The organism is Plantactinospora sp. BB1 (assembly GCF_003030385.1).
Taxonomy (GTDB): domain Bacteria; phylum Actinomycetota; class Actinomycetes; order Mycobacteriales; family Micromonosporaceae; genus Plantactinospora.
Map to the genome: position 1 here is coordinate 1806802 of NZ_CP028159.1, position 16202 is coordinate 1823003.

At 70.8% G+C, this 16202-nt stretch carries 14 protein-coding genes; 9 read left to right on the forward strand and 5 right to left on the reverse strand.

From position 1 onward, the window contains the following. Window positions 1-8 precede the first annotated feature (8 nt). Genes C6W10_RS07650 through C6W10_RS07660 form a run of 3 tightly spaced genes read left to right on the forward strand, consistent with a single transcriptional unit; the run spans window position 9 to window position 2270 of the window. Window positions 9-380, forward strand: a complete 372-nt coding sequence (locus tag C6W10_RS07650) for a DUF742 domain-containing protein (RefSeq protein ID WP_107257451.1) — start codon at window positions 9-11, stop codon at window positions 378-380. Beyond that, window positions 361-999 (forward strand): ATP/GTP-binding protein, encoded by a 639-nt coding sequence (locus C6W10_RS07655; RefSeq protein WP_107257452.1) that lies wholly within the window; start codon window positions 361-363, stop codon window positions 997-999. Before C6W10_RS07650 ends, C6W10_RS07655 begins: the two co-directional genes overlap by 20 nt. Next, window positions 996-2270, forward strand: a complete 1275-nt coding sequence (locus C6W10_RS07660) for a cytochrome P450 (protein ID WP_199853889.1) — start codon at window positions 996-998, stop codon at window positions 2268-2270. Before C6W10_RS07655 ends, C6W10_RS07660 begins: the two co-directional genes overlap by 4 nt. A gap of 29 nt (window positions 2271-2299) precedes the next feature. On the opposite strand, the gene C6W10_RS07665 is transcribed toward C6W10_RS07660, so the two are convergent. From C6W10_RS07665 to C6W10_RS07685, 5 genes are read right to left on the reverse strand one after another with little or no spacing between them, the layout of a single operon-like run. Next, window positions 2300-2959, reverse strand: coding sequence for a hypothetical protein (locus tag C6W10_RS07665; RefSeq protein WP_107263746.1), 660 nt, complete (start codon window positions 2957-2959; stop codon window positions 2300-2302). Between the two features lie 59 nt (window positions 2960-3018). After that, window positions 3019-3921 carry a carbohydrate ABC transporter permease gene (locus tag C6W10_RS07670; protein ID WP_107257454.1) on the reverse strand — a complete coding sequence of 301 codons (903 nt, stop codon included), beginning with the start codon at window positions 3919-3921 and terminating at the stop codon, window positions 3019-3021. Next, on the reverse strand, window positions 3921-4904 hold the full coding sequence (locus tag C6W10_RS07675; RefSeq protein WP_107257455.1) for a carbohydrate ABC transporter permease: 984 nt from the start codon (window positions 4902-4904) through the stop codon (window positions 3921-3923). The genes C6W10_RS07670 and C6W10_RS07675 overlap by 1 nt, the downstream gene beginning before the upstream one ends. Window positions 4905-4935: 31 nt before the next feature. Beyond that, window positions 4936-6279 (reverse strand): ABC transporter substrate-binding protein, encoded by a 1344-nt coding sequence (locus tag C6W10_RS07680; RefSeq protein ID WP_107257456.1) that lies wholly within the window; start codon window positions 6277-6279, stop codon window positions 4936-4938. Window positions 6280-6298: 19 nt separating this feature from the next. Then, the gene (locus C6W10_RS07685; RefSeq protein WP_107257457.1) at window positions 6299-7462 is read right to left on the reverse strand and encodes a LacI family DNA-binding transcriptional regulator; all 1164 of its coding nucleotides are present in this window, start codon (window positions 7460-7462) and stop codon (window positions 6299-6301) included. A 241-nt stretch (window positions 7463-7703) separates the two neighbouring features. Between C6W10_RS07685 and C6W10_RS07690 the strand changes: the two genes are divergently transcribed. From C6W10_RS07690 to C6W10_RS07715, 6 genes are all read left to right on the forward strand, one after another. Continuing rightward, complete coding sequence (locus C6W10_RS07690) at window positions 7704-9032, forward strand: Gfo/Idh/MocA family protein (protein WP_107257458.1); 1329 nt, start codon at window positions 7704-7706, stop codon at window positions 9030-9032. Between the two features lie 17 nt (window positions 9033-9049). Further along, window positions 9050-10486: a glucuronate isomerase gene (uxaC, locus tag C6W10_RS07695; protein ID WP_107257459.1), complete on the forward strand. Its 1437-nt coding sequence runs from the start codon at window positions 9050-9052 to the stop codon at window positions 10484-10486. A gap of 61 nt (window positions 10487-10547) precedes the next feature. Next, window positions 10548-11858 carry an enolase C-terminal domain-like protein gene (locus tag C6W10_RS07700; protein WP_107257460.1) on the forward strand — a complete coding sequence of 437 codons (1311 nt, stop codon included), beginning with the start codon at window positions 10548-10550 and terminating at the stop codon, window positions 11856-11858. Next, complete coding sequence (locus C6W10_RS07705; RefSeq protein WP_107257461.1) at window positions 11849-13354, forward strand: mannitol dehydrogenase family protein; 1506 nt, start codon at window positions 11849-11851, stop codon at window positions 13352-13354. Before C6W10_RS07700 ends, C6W10_RS07705 begins: the two co-directional genes overlap by 10 nt. After that, a complete protein-coding gene (locus C6W10_RS07710) occupies window positions 13351-14583 on the forward strand; it encodes a Gfo/Idh/MocA family protein (RefSeq protein ID WP_107257462.1) in 1233 nt (410 codons plus the stop codon). Before C6W10_RS07705 ends, C6W10_RS07710 begins: the two co-directional genes overlap by 4 nt. 252 nt (window positions 14584-14835) lie before the next feature. After that, a complete protein-coding gene (locus C6W10_RS07715) occupies window positions 14836-16197 on the forward strand; it encodes a polysaccharide lyase family 1 protein (protein ID WP_107257463.1) in 1362 nt (453 codons plus the stop codon). The last annotated feature ends 5 nt before the right edge of the window (window positions 16198-16202 follow it).

Here is a 16202-nt window from a genome sequence, read left to right on the forward strand (position 1 = left end):
GAGCCTGGATGATCTCTCCTGACGACCGGAGCCGCGGATACCGCGACTCGGCGCTGCGGCCGTACGTGCTCACCAAGGGCCGGGCCCGCCCGTCGCGCAACACGATCAGCGTGGACACCCTGCTGATCGCGACGGATCCGGCGCCGTCGCTACCGCTCTCGGCCGGTCGTCAGGAGCGCGCCCTGCTGGCGATGTGCCGGGGGCTGCTCTCGCTCGTCGAGGTCGCCGCCCGGCTGGAGTTGCCGGTGAGCGTCGTACGCGTGCTCGCGAGCGACCTGGTCGACTCCGGCCACCTGACCGCACGGGCCGGCAGCCCGGATACCGCCCAACCCTCCCGGGAACTACTGCAAGAGGTGCTGAATGGACTCCGTGCCCTCTGACGGGTACCTGCCGGGCAGCGTGACCAAGTCGGTGAAGATCCTCGTGGTCGGCAGCTTCGGAGTCGGCAAGACCACGCTGATCGGCTCGGTCAGCGAGATCACCCCGCTCCGGACCGAGGAGACCCTGACCCAGGTCAGCGAGGGGGTGGACGACCTCACCGGCCTGGAGGGCAAGCGCACCACGACGGTGGCGATGGACTTCGGGCGGATCACGCTCAACCAGACCCTGGCCCTGTACCTCTTCGGTACGCCCGGACAGCGGCGCTTCTGGGACCTGTGGGAGGGGCTCGCCTCCGGTGCGGCCGGCGTGTTGGTGCTGGTCGACACCCGCCCCGGGCGGCTGGAGGCCAGCTTCGAGGTGTTCGACCAGTTGGAGATCGGCACCCAGATGCCGTTCGTCGTGGCGGTCAACCACTTCCCGGACACGGTCCGGCACGGCGCCGAGGAACTGCGTACCGCATTGGATCTGCTGCCGGAGACCCCGATCGTGGACTGCGACGCCCGGGACCGGGCCTCGGTGCTGAACGCGTTGACGACTCTCGTCGAGTACGCCGTCGATCTTGCCGGCGGCTCGACTCCGGCCCGGAACACTCCGGCTCCCCAGAAGGTGATCTCGTGACAGCCGCGATCTTTCGCCGGGAGCCGGGCGCTCCCACCTCCCTCGACGACATGACCGGGTTGACGCCGCTCATCTCCACGACGAAGTGTCCGGAGCCGCGGCACGTCTTCCAGAAGCTGCGGGAGGAGTACGGCCCGGTCGCGCCGGTCGAACTCGAACCGGGGATCAACGGCTGGCTGGTCCTGGGCTACCAGGAGATCCTGACGGTCGCCCGGCAGGAGCAGGCGTTCTCCGCCGACCCGGCCAACTGGTCGGTGTACCAGGAGAACAGGCTGGCGCCGGACTCGCAGGTCCGGGCGATGATGTCGCCGTACGACAACGCCTTCTTCACCGACGGCGAGCGGCACCGGCGGCTGCGCGCCCCGATCGACGGTGGGCTCGGCAGGATCGACCAGCGGCAGATGCGGCGTGCCGTGGCCGCCCTCTGCACCGAGGTGATCGGCGACTTCGCCGGCCGGGGCGAGGCGGACCTGGTCGCGGACTACGCGGCGGTCATCCCGGTGCTCGCCATGGCCGACGTCTTCGGCATGGACGCCGCCCAGGGGCGTGCCCTCTATCGGGGGTTGCTGGAGTTGTATTCCTGGCAGGGTGACGCGGCGGCCGCCCGGGAGCGGGTCGTGGGGCTGATCGCCGAGGCGGTGGCGGCGCGTCGGGCGGTGCCGACGAAGGACCTGACCAGTTTCCTCGCCGGCCATCCGAACCTGCGCAGTGACGCGGAGATCTACGACACGGTCCTGCTGCTGATCGTGGGGGCGAACGAGAACGCCATCAACTGGATCAGCCAGACGCTGCGGCTGATGCTCACCGACGAGCGGTTCGGCGGGCGCCTCCGGGGCGGCCGGCTCGGCGTGGACGACGCGCTGGACGAGGTGCTGTGGCGGGATCCGCCCTTCACGAACGTGGCGGCCCGGTACGCGCTGAAGGACACCGAGCTGGCCGGGCAGCCGATCCGGCGCGGCGACGCGCTGATCCTCGGGCTGGCCGCCGCCAACGCCGATCCCCGGATCCACACCGGCGGCGAGACGTTCAGCGAGGTCGGCAACCGGGCGCATCTCTCCTGGGGCGCCGGTCCGCACTCCTGCCCGGCTCGGCTGCCGGCCCGGCTGATCGTCCGTACCGCCGTCGAGACCGCCCTGCACCGGCTGCCGGGGGTCCGGTTGGCGATTCCGGCGGAGGAGGTGGCGCCGGTCGACTCGGCGTGGACCCGTGGTCCGGCGTCGCTGCCGGTACGCTTCACGCCCGTCCAGCAGCTCGACGCCGGGCAGTCCTGACCCGTTCCCGGCCGGGGTCGGCGCGGGGGTCAACCGGTGGCGGGTCCCCGGCTGAGTCGGCGGGTGGTGGCGTGCAGGCCGAAGAGGGTGTAGCCGACCAGGATCGGGGTCAGCGGGGGCAGGATCAGCACGCAGAGCAGGGTCGCCAGCGCGACCGTGCCGGCGGTGCCGAGCAGGGTCACCGGGCGGTCCCGTACGGTCCGGGACGCCTCCCGGAGCGCGTCCCGCCAGCCCTGGCCGCCCCGCTGGCCGAGGCGTACCACGGTCAGTCCGGCGAAGCCGCCGGCCGCCGCCGCCAGTGCGGCGGTGACCGCGACCAGCACCGGGCCGCCCGGTACGACGCCCCGGGTCAGCGCGAGCAGGTTCACCGCGAGCAGGACGGCGGCGATCCCGGCGAGCAGGCTGGGCAGGATTCCGGGGAGTACGGCCCGGCGGAAGTCGCGCAGCACCGGGCGTACCCCCGGCCAGCTCCCGGTCTCGATGGAGGAGTGCAGCGCGGCGCTGCCGGTGGCGACCGCGGCGCCCGCGGTGACCACCGGCAGCGAGGCGAGGGTGACGACGATGCCGAGCAGCGCCAGGTCGCTGGCGGTACGCAGGGTCTCCCGCCAGTCCGGTCGGGGTGCCGCCGGCAGCGGCTCCTCCGGCCAGGCCGGTCCCTTCTCCGGTGCCCGACGCGGGCCCTCAGCCATCGCCGTCACCTGCGCCCGCATGCGCTACCACCACACCACTCCACCCGTGCCCTCCCGGTTCATCCTTTCAGCCCGCTGGTGTTGATGCCCTCGACCAGCATCCGCTGGAAGGCGATGAAGAAGAGGAAGACCGGCAGCAGCGAGAGCAGCGACATCGCGAACATCGGGCCGACCGCGCTCTGGCTGGTCGAGTCGATGAAGAGGGTCAGCGCCACCGGCACGGTGTAGTCCTCCAGGTCGGAGAGGTAGACCAGTTGCCGGAAGAAGTCGTTCCAGGTCCAGATGAACGAGAAGATCGCCGTGGTGACCAGCGCGGGTCGGCTCAGCGGCAGGATCACGTGCCGGAAGATACCGTACGAGCTGGCCCCGTCGATTTTGGCCGCCTCGTCCAGTTCGCGCGGAATGCCCCGCATGAACTGCACCATCAGGAAGACGAAGAACGCCTCGGTGGCGAGGAACTGCGGCAGCACCAGCGGCAGGTACGGCCAGGCGGCGCCGACCATCCCGGTCTTCTGGAACAGGATGTACTGCGGCACGATCAGCACGTGCCCGGGGAGCAGCAGTGTCCCGATCATGACGGCGAACCAGAGCCCGCGCAGCCGGAACCGCAGCCGCGCGAAGGCGTAGGCGGCGAGCAGGCAGGAGATGCCGTTGCCGACCACGGTGAGCAGGCTGACCACCGCGCTGTTGAAGAAGAACCGGCCGAAGTTGACGTCGAAGTTGGTCCAGCCGTCGGTGAAGTTGCCCGGGGTGAACTCGCGGGGGAGCAGCCCGATGTTGCTGACGATCTCCTCCTGCGACTTGAACGAGGTGCCGATCATCCAGAAGAGCGGATAGAGCACCACCGCGAGGATCGCGATCAGGATCAGCAGCCGGACGGCCTGCCGGCCGGCGCCGCCCGGGCGACGGCGGGCGGTCGCCCGGCCGCCGGGGCGGGGCAGGGTCGGAGTCTGGGCGACCATCAGTTTCCGTCTCCGTCCGAGTAGTGCACCCAGAACCGGCCGGTGCTGAAGAAGACCACCGTGATCAGGGCGATCGCGACCAGGAAGACCCAGGCCATCGCGGAGGCGTAGCCCATCTCCAACTCGGTGAAGCCGGTGATGTAGAGGTTCAGCGTGTACATCAGGGTGGAGTCGACCGGTCCGCCGGTGCCGTTGCTGAGCACGAACGCCGCGGTGAAGCCCTGGAACCCGTTGATCGTCTCCAGTACCAGGTTGAAGAAGATCACCGGGGAGAGCATCGGCAGGGTGATGTTGACGAACTGCCGGAGCTTGTTGGCGCCGTCGACCGCCGCCGCCTCGTACAGCTCGGTCGGCACCTGCTTCAGCCCGGCCAGGAAGATCACCATCGGCGCGCCGAACTGCCAGATGGCGAGCACCATCAGGGTCTCCAGGGACCACTCCGGGTCGTTGACCCAGGGCTTGCCCTCGATCCCGAAGAGGCTGAGGAACGAGTTGAACGCGCCGTCCCGGTTGAACATGCTGACCCAGACGATCGCCAGCGCCACGCTGCCGCCGAGCAGCGACGGCAGATAGAAGAGACCCCGGAACAGCCCGACTCCGCGCCAGGCGCGGTTGAGCAGCAGCGCGACGCCGAGCGCCGCGGCCAGCTTCAGCGGTACGGCGATCAGCCCGAACGAGAGCGTCACCTGCACCGCGTGCCAGTACGACGGGTCGGCGGTGAACATCCGCTCGTAGTTCGCCAGCCCCACCCACTCGACGTCCGACAGGTCGGTCAGGATGTCGTAGTTGGTGAAGCTGAGATAGAGCGACAGCAGCATGGGAATCGCCGTGATGGCCATCAGGCCGATCAGCCAGGGCGACAGGAAGACGTAACCGGCCAGACCCTCGCCGTGCCGGGTCCGTCCGGGCCTCCGCGACTTGGCGGAGGCCCGGACGGTTTCCCTGGCCGGCGGAGTCGGGTTGGGCGCCGTGGTCAACGCCACGAGCCAACTCCTCTCCGAACGTGTGACCGCGCTACGCGATCGCTGCCTTGGCGGCCTCGTAGTAGGCGGCGGCGGCCTGGGCCGGGGTCTGCCGCCCGTACTGGACCTCCTCGGCGAACTTGATCAGCTCGGACCGGACCTTGCTGTGCCCCTTCAGCGGCACCTGCGGGGACGGGCCGAACTTGGCGCCGAGTTCGTTCTCGACCTGGATCGACTGCTTCATCGCCGGGTCGGTCACCGAGTCGCTGACCGCCTTGCGCACGTCCAGGTTGGACGGCAGGCCACGGTCGGTGCCCAGGATCTTGCCGGCCTCCGGGTCGTTGGCCAGGAAGTTGATCACGTCGACGGCGACGTCCGGGTGCTTGGTCTTGCCGAAGACCGAGAAGTACATCGAGGCCCGGGCCCACTGCGCGCTCGGGTCACCCGGGTAGGAGACGACGCCCAGCTCGTCCTTGGTGTTCTTCTTCAGCTCCGGCATCTGGTTGGCCCAGACGAACGAGGTACCCGCCTTGCCGGTCACCACGAGCTGCTTGGTGATGTCGGTGGCGTTGCCCTCGTGGATCACGTCCGGGGTCGGGGTGGCCCCCTGGTCGCGGGCGCCCTTCCACAGCTCGAACCACTTGGTCACGTCGTCGGCGGTGAAGCCGAGTTCCTTGCCCTTGTAGAGGTCCTTGCCCTGCTGGCGCAGCCAGACCCAGAACGCCTTGTAGTCGGCGCTCGGGTCCATCGTGCCGGGGATCTTGGTGACCTTGCTGGCGTTCGCCGCCCAGGCGATGAACGCCTCCCAGGTCATCCCGATGGTCGGCTCCGGCAGGCCGTGCTTCTGCAGCAGCGACTTGTTGTAGACCAGACCCTGGGTGTTCTCCCCGAACGCGACCCCGGCGAACTTGCCGTCGACCACGCCGTACTCGTAGAGGCTCTTCGGGAACTTGCTGACGTCGAGCTTGCCCTCGTCCTTGTACTTCGTCAGGTCGAGCGTGGTGTTCCGGGACGCGTACTCGGTCAGGTAGTTGTCGTCGATCTGGAAGATGTCCGGGGCGTCGCCGCCGGCGGTCAACGTGGCGAGCTTGTCGAAGTAGCCCTGGTTGGCCTGCCAGGTCTTCTTGAACGTCACGTTGGGGTGCTTGGCGGTGTAGAGCGCCAGGGCCTCCTCGGTGAGCTTGGCGCGCGCCTCCCCACCCCACCAGAAGATCGAGAGTTCGACCTTGGCGTTGGGGTCGGTGCTCGCCTCCTCGCCGCCGCCGCAGGCGGTGGCGCCGAGCACGAGGGGAAGGGCGACCATCGCGGCGGTGATCCGGAGCAGGCCTCGACGGTGCAGGGTACGGCGGCTACGCGCGGCAGGCACGTTTGCCCTCGGGGGTGTGGCGGGGTGCATTTTCGCTCACTCCTTGGCGTTAGGAGGCGACACTTTCGGGGGTGGCCGCGGTCACGTCGCCCGGGACCGGATGGCCGTGCGGGCCCGGGCGAGCAGGAGATGCCGCGCCCGGACTGTCGGCTGCTGCCGCCGTTCCGGGCCGGTCGGCCGAAGCCGCCGGACCGACACCCGTCGAGTCGCGGATGACCAATTCGGTCTGCAGGCTTACCTGTGCGGTGGTGCGACGGTCGTCGGTGGTGCTGGTCCGTCCACCGCCGCGACCGGCGCGAGCGGAGGCGGAACCGTCGTGTTGCAGGAGCATGTCGACGGCCGTCCGGCCGGCGGCCGCGGTTGGCGTGGCCACCGTCGTCAATTTGGGCCGGGTGAGGCGGCTCAGCGCGATGTCGTCGATGCCGACCACGCTGATGTCCCTGGGCACCCGTAGCCCGAGTGAGTCCAGCCCTTCCATCAGGCCGATGGCCATCAGGTCGTTGTAGGCGAGTACGGCGGTGGCGCCGCTGCGGCGTACCTGTTCGGCCATGGCGATGCCGCCGCCCTCGGTGGGCGGGTTGGGGCCGAGCACGGTCAGCGAGGCGTCCGCGGCCCGGGCGGCGGCGGTGGCCGAGCGGCGGATCTCCCGGTTGGTCCAGGAGCCGCGCGGCCCGCCGAGCAGGGCGAGGTCGCGGTGTCCGAGCCCGGTCAGGTGTTCGACGGCGAGCCGGGCGCCCTGACCGACGTCCATCACCACCGCCGGCAGGCCGGTGACCTGGCGGTTGATCACGACGAGCGGCACCTCGCGGCTGAGCTGCTCGATCAGGCTGTTGCTCATCCGGGGGCTGCACAGCAGCACGCCGTCGACCTGCTTGGCCAGGGCGTGCACCAGGTCCTCCTCGGCCGCCGGGTCCTCGTTGGTGTCGGCGATGAAGATGTGGTAGTCGCGCTGCCGGGCCTGGCTCTCCGCCGCCTTGATCAGCGGCGGGAAGAACGGGTTGGCGATGTCGGCGATGATCAGGCCGATGTTGTGGGTGCGCCCGGTGATCAGGGCCCGGGCGGCCCGGTTGGGCCGGTAGCCGAGGTGTTCGGCGCAGGCCAGCACCCGGTTCCGGGTCTCCGGATTGACCAGGTGTGGGGCCGAGAACGTCCGCGAGACGGTGGAGATGTGCACCCCGGAGGCCCGCGCGACGTCTCGAATGGTGGCTGGCACGCGAGTCCTCTCTGTGGCTGCCGGTGTGTCTGCCGTCACTTGGTTGGCCAATTAATGCAAACGGTTGCTCAGGTGTCAACGGGGATCGGTTACGGCTTTGTTGCGGTACGCAGCTATGGGAGTGCTCCCATAGTTACAAATCCGGATATAGGCCGCAGCTTTGCTACCGCCCGTTGACGGGTGCCCGGGTTGCGTGGTTACTTCTCCTGCAAACCTTTGCAGCCAACGGAGGCGAGCTGGGATGACGGTAACCCCGGGAAGGCAGCGTTTCGCCCTGGTCGGCACGGGCGCGCGCGCGGAGATGTTCGTCCGCGCCCTGGTGCTGGACCACCCGAACACGGCCGAACTCGTCGCCTTCGCCGACGTCAACCCGGCCCGGATGAACGCGCACAACGGCTGGCTCGCCGAACTCGACTTCGAGCCGGTGCCGACCTACCTGGCCAGCGAGTTCTCCAGCATGCTGGAGAAGGAACGGGTCGACGTGGTGCTGGTGACCACCGTGGACCGGACGCACGACGAGTACATCGTCGCGGCGCTGCGGGCCGGCTGCGACGTGATCACCGAGAAGCCGATGACCACCGACGTGGCCCGGTGCGAGCGGATCCTGTCCGCCGTTGCGGAAACCGGCCGGAAAGTTTCGGTCGCCTTCAACTATCGCTACAACCCATTGCACGAGAAGGTCCGGGAGGTGCTCGCCGAGGGCGCCATCGGCGAGATCGGCTCCGTGCACTTCGAGTGGCTGCTCGACGTACGCCACGGTGCCGACTACTTCCGGCGCTGGCACCGGGACAAGGCCAACTCCGGCGGGCTGATGGTGCACAAGGCGAGTCACCACTTCGACCTGGTCAACTGGTGGCTGGACGCAAGGCCGGTGCAGGTCTACGCCGCCGGCCGGCTCTTCTTCTACGGCGACGTCGCCGGGAAGCGGCACGGCTACGCCCGCCCGTACGACCGGGCGCACGGCTCGCCGGCCGCCGCGGACGACCCGTTCGCGCTGCACCTGGCCGACCACCCCCGGCTGCGGGCGCTCTATCTGGAGGCGGAGGCCGAGGACGGCTACCACCGCGACCAGAACGTCTTCGCGCCCGGGGTGACCATCGAGGACGACATGGCGGTGCTGGCGCAGTACGACAGTGGTGCCACCATGACCTACCACCTGACCGCGTACGCACCCTGGGAGGGCTACCGGGTGATGTTCAACGGCAGCCGGGGACGGCTCGAACTCGAGGTGGTGGAGAGCGACTTCGTCAGCCCGCAGGCGGCCGGCGAGCTGAAGGGTGCCGCGCTGCACGGCGTACAGGCAGCCGTGGAGGAGGGCTGGGCGAAGATCACGCTGCGGCCGTTCTGGGAGCAGCCCCGGGAGGTACCCGTCTCCGGCTACACCCGCACCGGACACGGCGGCGCGGACGCCCGGATGACGGCGGTGCTCTTCGGCGGCCACACCGACCCGATGGCCCGGGCGGCCACCGCCCGGGACGGCGCACTCGCCCTGCTCACCGGCCTGGCCGCGAACCGATCCTTCGAAACCGGGCAGCCGGTCCGCGTCGCCGAGCTGCTCACCATCCCCTGATCGCAAGGAGCCGACCCGTGTCCGCACCGTCCGACCGGCCCGACCTGCTCTTCCCGTCCGAGCCCAGCCAGCGGGCCATCGCCCGCGAGCTGTACGCGCTGGTCCGGGACCGGCCGCTGATCTCGCCGCACGGGCACGTGGACCCGGGCATCCTCGCCGACGACGTCGCCTTCCCGGACCCGGCACGGCTGATCATCGTGCCGGACCACTACCTGACCCGGATGCTGCTCAGCCAGGGCGTCACCCCGGCCAAGCTGGGCGTACCGGCGGTGGACGGCGAGCCGGTGGAGACGGACGGCCGCACCATCTGGCGCCGGTTCGCGGCGCACTGGCACCTGTTCCGGGGCACCCCGAGCCGGCTCTGGCTGGAGGAGACCTTCCGGAACGTTTTCGGAATCGAGACCCGCCTCTCCCCGGCCACCGCCGACGAGATCTACGACGCGATCGCCGCGCAGCTCGGCCAGCCGGAGTTCCGGCCCCGGGCGCTCTTCGAACGCTTCAACATCGAGGTACTGGCCACCACCGAGTCGCCGCTCGACGAGCTGGGCCGGCACGCCAAGCTCGCCGCCGACGGCTGGGGCGGGCCCGGCGGCCGGGTGATCACCACCTTCCGGCCGGACAACGTCGTCGACATGGAGTTCGACGGCTGGGCCGGCAACGTCGCCCGGCTCGGCGAGATCACCGGCGAGGACACCGGCCGGTACCCCGGCTACCTCGCCGCGCTGCGCAGCCGCCGCGAGGCGTTCATCGCCGCCGGGGCGACCTCCACCGACCACGGCCACCCGACCGCGCTGACCCTGCGGCTGACCGAGGCGGAGGCGGGCGCCCTCTACGAGCGCGGGCTGCGCGGCGAGGCCACCGCCTCCGACGCCGAGGCGTTCCGGGCGCACATGCTGGTCGAGTTCGCCCGGATGTCCATCGAGGACGGGCTGGTGATGCAGCTGCACCCCGGCTCGGTACGCAACCACAACCGCTGGCTCTACGCCAAGCACGGCCGGGACGTCGGCGGCGACATCCCACAGGCCACCGAGTACCTGCACGCGCTCACCCCGCTGCTCGACACGTACGGCAACGATCCCCGGCTGCGGCTGGTCGTCTACACGCTGGACGAGTACACCTTCACCCGGGAACTGGCCCCGCTGGCCGGCGGCTACGCGGCGCTCTACCTCGGCGCGCCCTGGTGGTTCCTGGACTCGCCGGAGGTGCTGCGCCGGTTCCGCGAGGCGGTCACCGAGACCGCCGGCTTCTACAACACCGCCGGGTTCGTCGACGACACCCGGGCGTTCTGCTCCATCCCGGTACGCCACGACGTGGCCCGGCGGATCGACGCCGGCTTCCTGGCCCGGCTCGTCGCCGAGCACCGGCTGCCGGCCGACGAGGCGGCCGAGACCATCGTCGACCTCGCCTACCACCTGCCCAAGAAGGTCTTCAAGCTCGGAGGCACTGACAGGTGAGCGCGAGGAATGAGCGAGCGCAGCGAGTGAGTCCCGCAGTCGCGAACGAAAGGCAAGCTCAGTGAGTGTGACCATCACCGGCGTCGACGTGCACGACGTGCGGTTTCCGACGGCGGCGGCCGGGGACGGCTCGGACGCGATCAACCGGGGCGACTACTCGGCCAGCTACGTCGAGTTGCGCACCGACGCGCCGGACGGGACCTTCGGGGCCGGGTTCACCTTCACCAACGGCCGGGGCAACGAGCTGACCTGCGCCGCCATCCGGGCCCTCGCCCACCACGTCGTCGGCAGGACGATGGCGGAGATCGTCGCGGAGCCGGTGGAGTTCTGGCGGTCGCTCAGCGCCGACGTGCAGCTGCGCTGGCTCGGGCCGGAGAAGGGCGTCATCCACATGGCGACCGGCGCCCTGGTCAACGCGGTCTGGGACCTGCGGGCCAAGCTGGAGGGGAAGCCGCTGTGGCGGCTGCTCGCCGAGATGCCGAGCGAGGAACTCGTCCGCAACGTCGACTTCCACCACATCATCGACGCGATCAACCCGGCCGAGGCCGCCGCGATCCTGGACAAGGGACAGGTCGGCCTCGCCGACCGGCTCGCCGAGCTGGAACGGGACGGCTTCCCCTCCTACACCACCTCGGTCGGCTGGCTCGGCTATCCGGACGACAAGGTCCGGGCGCTGACCCGGGAGGCGTACGCCCAGGGGTGGCGGGCGATGAAGATGAAGGTCGGCGGTCCGGTCGAGGACGACGTACGCCGGGCGCGGATCATCCGCGAGGAGATCGGCCCGGACGCGCTGCTGATGATGGACGCCAACCAGGTCTGGGACGTCGACGAGGCGATCGAGAACATGTCCCGGCTGGTCGAGTTCGACCCGTACTGGATCGAGGAGCCGACGCACGCCGACGACGTACTCGGGCACGCCCGGATCGCCGAGGCGGTGACCGGGCTCTCCGGCGGGCGCTGCCGGGTCGCCACCGGCGAGGTGGCGGCGAACCGGGTCATCTTCAAGCAACTCATGCAGGCCGAGGCGATCGGGGTCTGCCAGATCGACGCCTGCCGGATCGGCGGGGTCAACGAGGTGCTCTCGGTGATGCTGATGGCGGCGAAGTTCGGCGTGCCGATCTGCCCGCACGCCGGTGGCGTGGGGCTGTGCGAGTACGTCCAGCACCTGGCGATCTTCGACTATCTGCGGGTCGGCACCTCGCTGGACGGCCGGATGGTCGAGTACGTCGACCACCTGCACGAGCACTTCGTCGACCCGGTACGCACCCGGGGCGGCCGTTATCTGCTGCCGGAGCAGCCCGGTTACAGCTCGACGATGAAGCCGGGCTCGATCGCCGAGTACTCCTTCCCGGACGGCCCGGTATGGGCGTGACCGTCGGCGCGTCGCGGCTGGGCCTCGGCGCACTGCGCAAGCTGCCGGAGGCGAGCCGCCCGCTGGTCCGGCCCGGTGCCGTACCGGCCGGGATCGTGCACCTCGGGCTGGGCGCTTTCCACCGGGCCCACCAGGCGGTCTACACCGAGGAGGCGGTGGCGGCGGCCGGTGGTGACTGGGGAATCGTCGGGGTGGCGCCGCGCAGCACCGACATGATGACCAAGCTCGCCGCCCAGGACTGCCTGTTCAGCGTGACCAGCACCTCCGGGGCGGGCAACCAGACCCGGGTGATCGGAGCGTTCGCCGAGGTCCGGCACGCGGCCAGCGACCCGGCGGCGATCGTCGCGCTGCTGGCCGACCCGGCCATCCGGGTGGTGACGCTGACGGTGACCGAGAAGGCGTACCAGCTCGATCCGGCGACCGGCCGGCTCCGCCCGGACGAGGCGGTGCTCGCCGACCTGACCACCGACCGGCCGCCGCAGACGGTGCCCGGCCTGCTGGTCCGGGGCCTGCTGGCCCGGGCGGTCGCCGGTGCCGGGCCGATCGCCCTGGTCAGCTGCGACAACCTGCCGTCGAACGGGGAGCGGCTGCACAGCCTGGTCGGCCAGGCGCTCGGGGTGGTCGGTGCGGGTGCGGGCGGCCGGTCCGAGCGGATCGCCGACTGGCTGCGCGAGAACGTCAGCTTCCCGGGCACCATGGTGGACCGGATCGTGCCGGCGAGCACCGCGCAGACCCTGGCCGACGCGCAGGCGGCGCTCGGGGTGAGCGACCTGGCGGCGGTGGCCGCCGAGCCGTACCGGCAGTGGGTGATCGAGGACCGGTTCCCGGGCGGGCGACCGGCCTGGGAGCGGGCCGGTGCGGTACTCACCGACGACGCCGGCCCGTGGGAGCGGCTCAAGCTGCGGGCGCTGAACGGGGTGCACTCGGCCACCGCCTATCTCGGTGCGCTGGCCGGTCGGGAGACCATCGCCGAGGCGCTGGAGATCCCGCACCTGGCCGGGGTGCTGCGCCGGCTGATCGCCGAGGACGTGGCGAGGAGCTTCACCCCGCCGGACGGCGTCTCGGTGGTCGACTACGGCGAGGAGGTGCTGGAGCGCTTCGCCAACCCGGTGATCCGGCACCGCACCATCCAGATCGCCATGGACGGCTCGCAGAAGCTGCCGCAGCGGGTGCTGCACACCATCGAGGACCTGCGCGCGGCCGGGGCCCGGCCCCGGTGGGCGGCCCTGGTGGTGGCGGCCTGGATGCGCTTCGCCCAGGGCCGGGCCGACGACGGTACTCCGCTGCCGCTGGACGACCCGCTCGCCGACCGGATCCGGGCGGCCCTGGCCGGCGGGAAGCAGTCGCCGGCCGGGACGGTGGAGGCGCTCTTCGGGCTGACCGAGGTGTTTCCGGCGGAGCTGGCCGCCGACGACGAGGTACGCGACCTCGTGGTCGAGTGGCTCACCGCACTGGACCGGCACGGGGTGGAGAAGACGTTGGCGGGTGCGGCATGACCGGGGTCGGGACGCCGCCGAGGGTGGCACTGGTCGGGGCGAGCGGGCACGGCATGTGGCACCGCCGGATCATCGCCCCGCTGCACGACGCCGGGAAGCTGGAACTGGTCGCGCTGGTCGACGTACGCCCGGTGGAGGCGGCGCCGGACGCGCCGGTACCACCCGGTACGGGGGTCTTCACCGATCACCGCGAGATGCTCGCGGCGGCCCGGCCGGAGGTGGTGGTGATCTGCACCCCGCCGCACACCCACCTGCCGATCGCGCTGGACGCGATCCGGGCCGGCGCCGACCTGCTGCTGGAGAAGCCGCCGGTGCTCTCGCTGGCCGAGCACCGCACGTTGGCCGCCGCACTGGCCGAGCACGGCCGGGTGGCCCAGATCGGTTTCCAGGCGCTCGGCTCCGAGGCGCTGCGCGAGCTGACCTCGGCGGTGGCCGACGGCCGGCTGGGCCGGGTCACCGGGATCTCCACGGTGGCGTCCTGGCAGCGCACCGACGGCTACTACGCCCGTGCCCCGTGGGCCGGCCGGCGCAGCCTGGACGGGCGGCCGGCGCTGGACGGCGTACTCGTCAATCCGTTGGCCCACGCGGTGATGCAGTGCCTGGCGGTGGCCGGGTCGGCGGTGTCGGCCGGCGCGGTCTCGCCGTCGGGCGCGGTCGACGGCGCGCCGCCGGACTGGCCGGCGCAGGTGGAGCTGGAGCGCTACCGGACCCGGCCGATCGAGGTGGACGACACCGCCGCGCTGCGGGCGACCCTCGGCTGCGGCCTGCCGGTGCTGGCCGCGGTCACGCTCGCGGGTGAAGACTTCGTCGCCGGTGAGGTGATCGTGCACGGTACGGCCGGTCGGGCGGTGCTGGAATATCCCACGGACCGGTTGACGCTGCCCGGTGACCCGGGGCCGCGCGAGGTGCCGGGCCGGGTGAACCTGCTGGAGAACCTGTTGGCGCACCGGGCGGATCCGGCGGGCGTGCCGCTGATCGCGCCGCTGTCCCGTACGGCCGCGTTCACCGCCCTGGTGCAGGCGATCTCGGCCGCTCCGGAGCCGGCGTCGGTCGGCGCCGAATGGGTGGTGGCGACCGGTGCGGGGCCGGAGCGGGTACTGACGATCCGGGGCGTCAACGCGGCGCTGCGCCGGGCGGCGGCGGAGGGCGCACTCCTGTCGGAGCTGGGTGTGCCGTGGGCGGTGAAGCCGCACCGGACTGCGGTGGAGAGGGAGACGGGCGATGCGTGACGGCCGGGCCGGCTGCGTGAGAACGGACGACGGACTGCAAATCTCGGGGACAATCGTCCGATAGAAATCGGACCGAATATCCTCTACTCGGCACAGGGCCGCCGAGCTAATCATTATTGTCCTCGTTCGATGCAACATATCTGCAAACAGAACGCATTGACACCTTTAAGCGCTTCTCCCTACCGTTCAATAAGAAGAGATTTCGTAAGCATTACGAGATCCGGCGAACGGTAGACAGACGCGGAGAGTGTGATGCGATCGAGCAGGTTGACCGCGGCCGTGGTCGGTGGTCTTCTCGTGGTCTCCGGCGCCCTGGTGGCGGCGCCCGCGACGGCCGGCGCACACGGTGCGGACGGACTGTCCTGGGGAGCCCGTCTGCTGGGCCGGCAGGCGTTGCCGGCCGGTGACGGCTGGGCCTCGGCCGGACCGGGCACCACCGGCGGGTCGGCGGCCGCCGCGGACCAGGTGCACCTGGTCCGGACCCGCGGCGAGCTGGTCCGGGCGCTCGGTGGCGACAACGCCACCAACAGGAACAACGCTACTCCGAAGATCATTTATGTCAAGGGGACGATCGACGGGTTCGAGTCCGACGACGGGCGGCTGCTCGACTGCGCCGACCTGGCCGACCCCGAGTACTCGCTCGACGCGTACCTGGCCGCGTACGACCCGGCGACGTGGGGGCGGGTGCCGCCGTCCGGGCCGCTGGAGCAGGCCCGGGTCCGGTCGGTGGCGAACCAGACCCGACAGACCCAGATCAACGTCGGTCCGAACACCACCATCGTGGGGCTGCGCGGCGCGACCCTCACCGGGCTGACCCTGATGGTGGACACCGCCAACAACGTGATCGTGCGGAACCTGACCTTCGCCGACGCCCGGGACTGCTTCCCGGCCTGGTCGCCGACGGACGGGGAGGCCGGAGCCTGGAACTCCCAGTTCGACCTGATGTCGGTACGCCGCAGCGAGAACGTCTGGGTCGACCACAACACCTTCACCGACGGCGACAACCCGGACAGCGGGCTGCCGGTCTATTTCGGACGGCCGTACATGGTGCACGACGGGTCGCTCGACATCACGCACACCGCCAGCCGGGTGACCGCCTCGTACAACCGGTTCGTGGCCCGGGACAAGGTGATGCTGATCGGCTCCTCGAACACCGTCGGCCCGGACGTCGGCCGGCTCGACGTCACGCTGCACCACAACCTCTTCGACGGCACCAGGCAGCGGCTGCCCCGGGTGCGGTTCGGCCGGGTCGACATCTACAACAACGCCTACCGGCTCGCCGGTGACGGCTTCAGCTATGCGATCGGGATCGGCGTGCAGTCCGCCGTCCACGCCGAGAACAACCACTTCACCCTCGGCACCGGCATCACCGCCGCGGACCTGCTCTACGACTGGGACGGCACGGTGCTCACCGAGCGGGGCAACTGGGTACGCGAGGGCCGGAAGCCGGCCCGGCCGGTGAGCCTGCTGGCCGCGTACAACGCCGAGCACGACCCCGACCTGGGTGGCGACGCCGGATGGACGCCGACGCTGCGGGCCGGACCGGTGCTGCCCGCTCCCCTCGTACCGCTGGTGGTGCAGGCCCTTTCCGGAGCCGGCCGGCTGCCGGTCTGACGCCG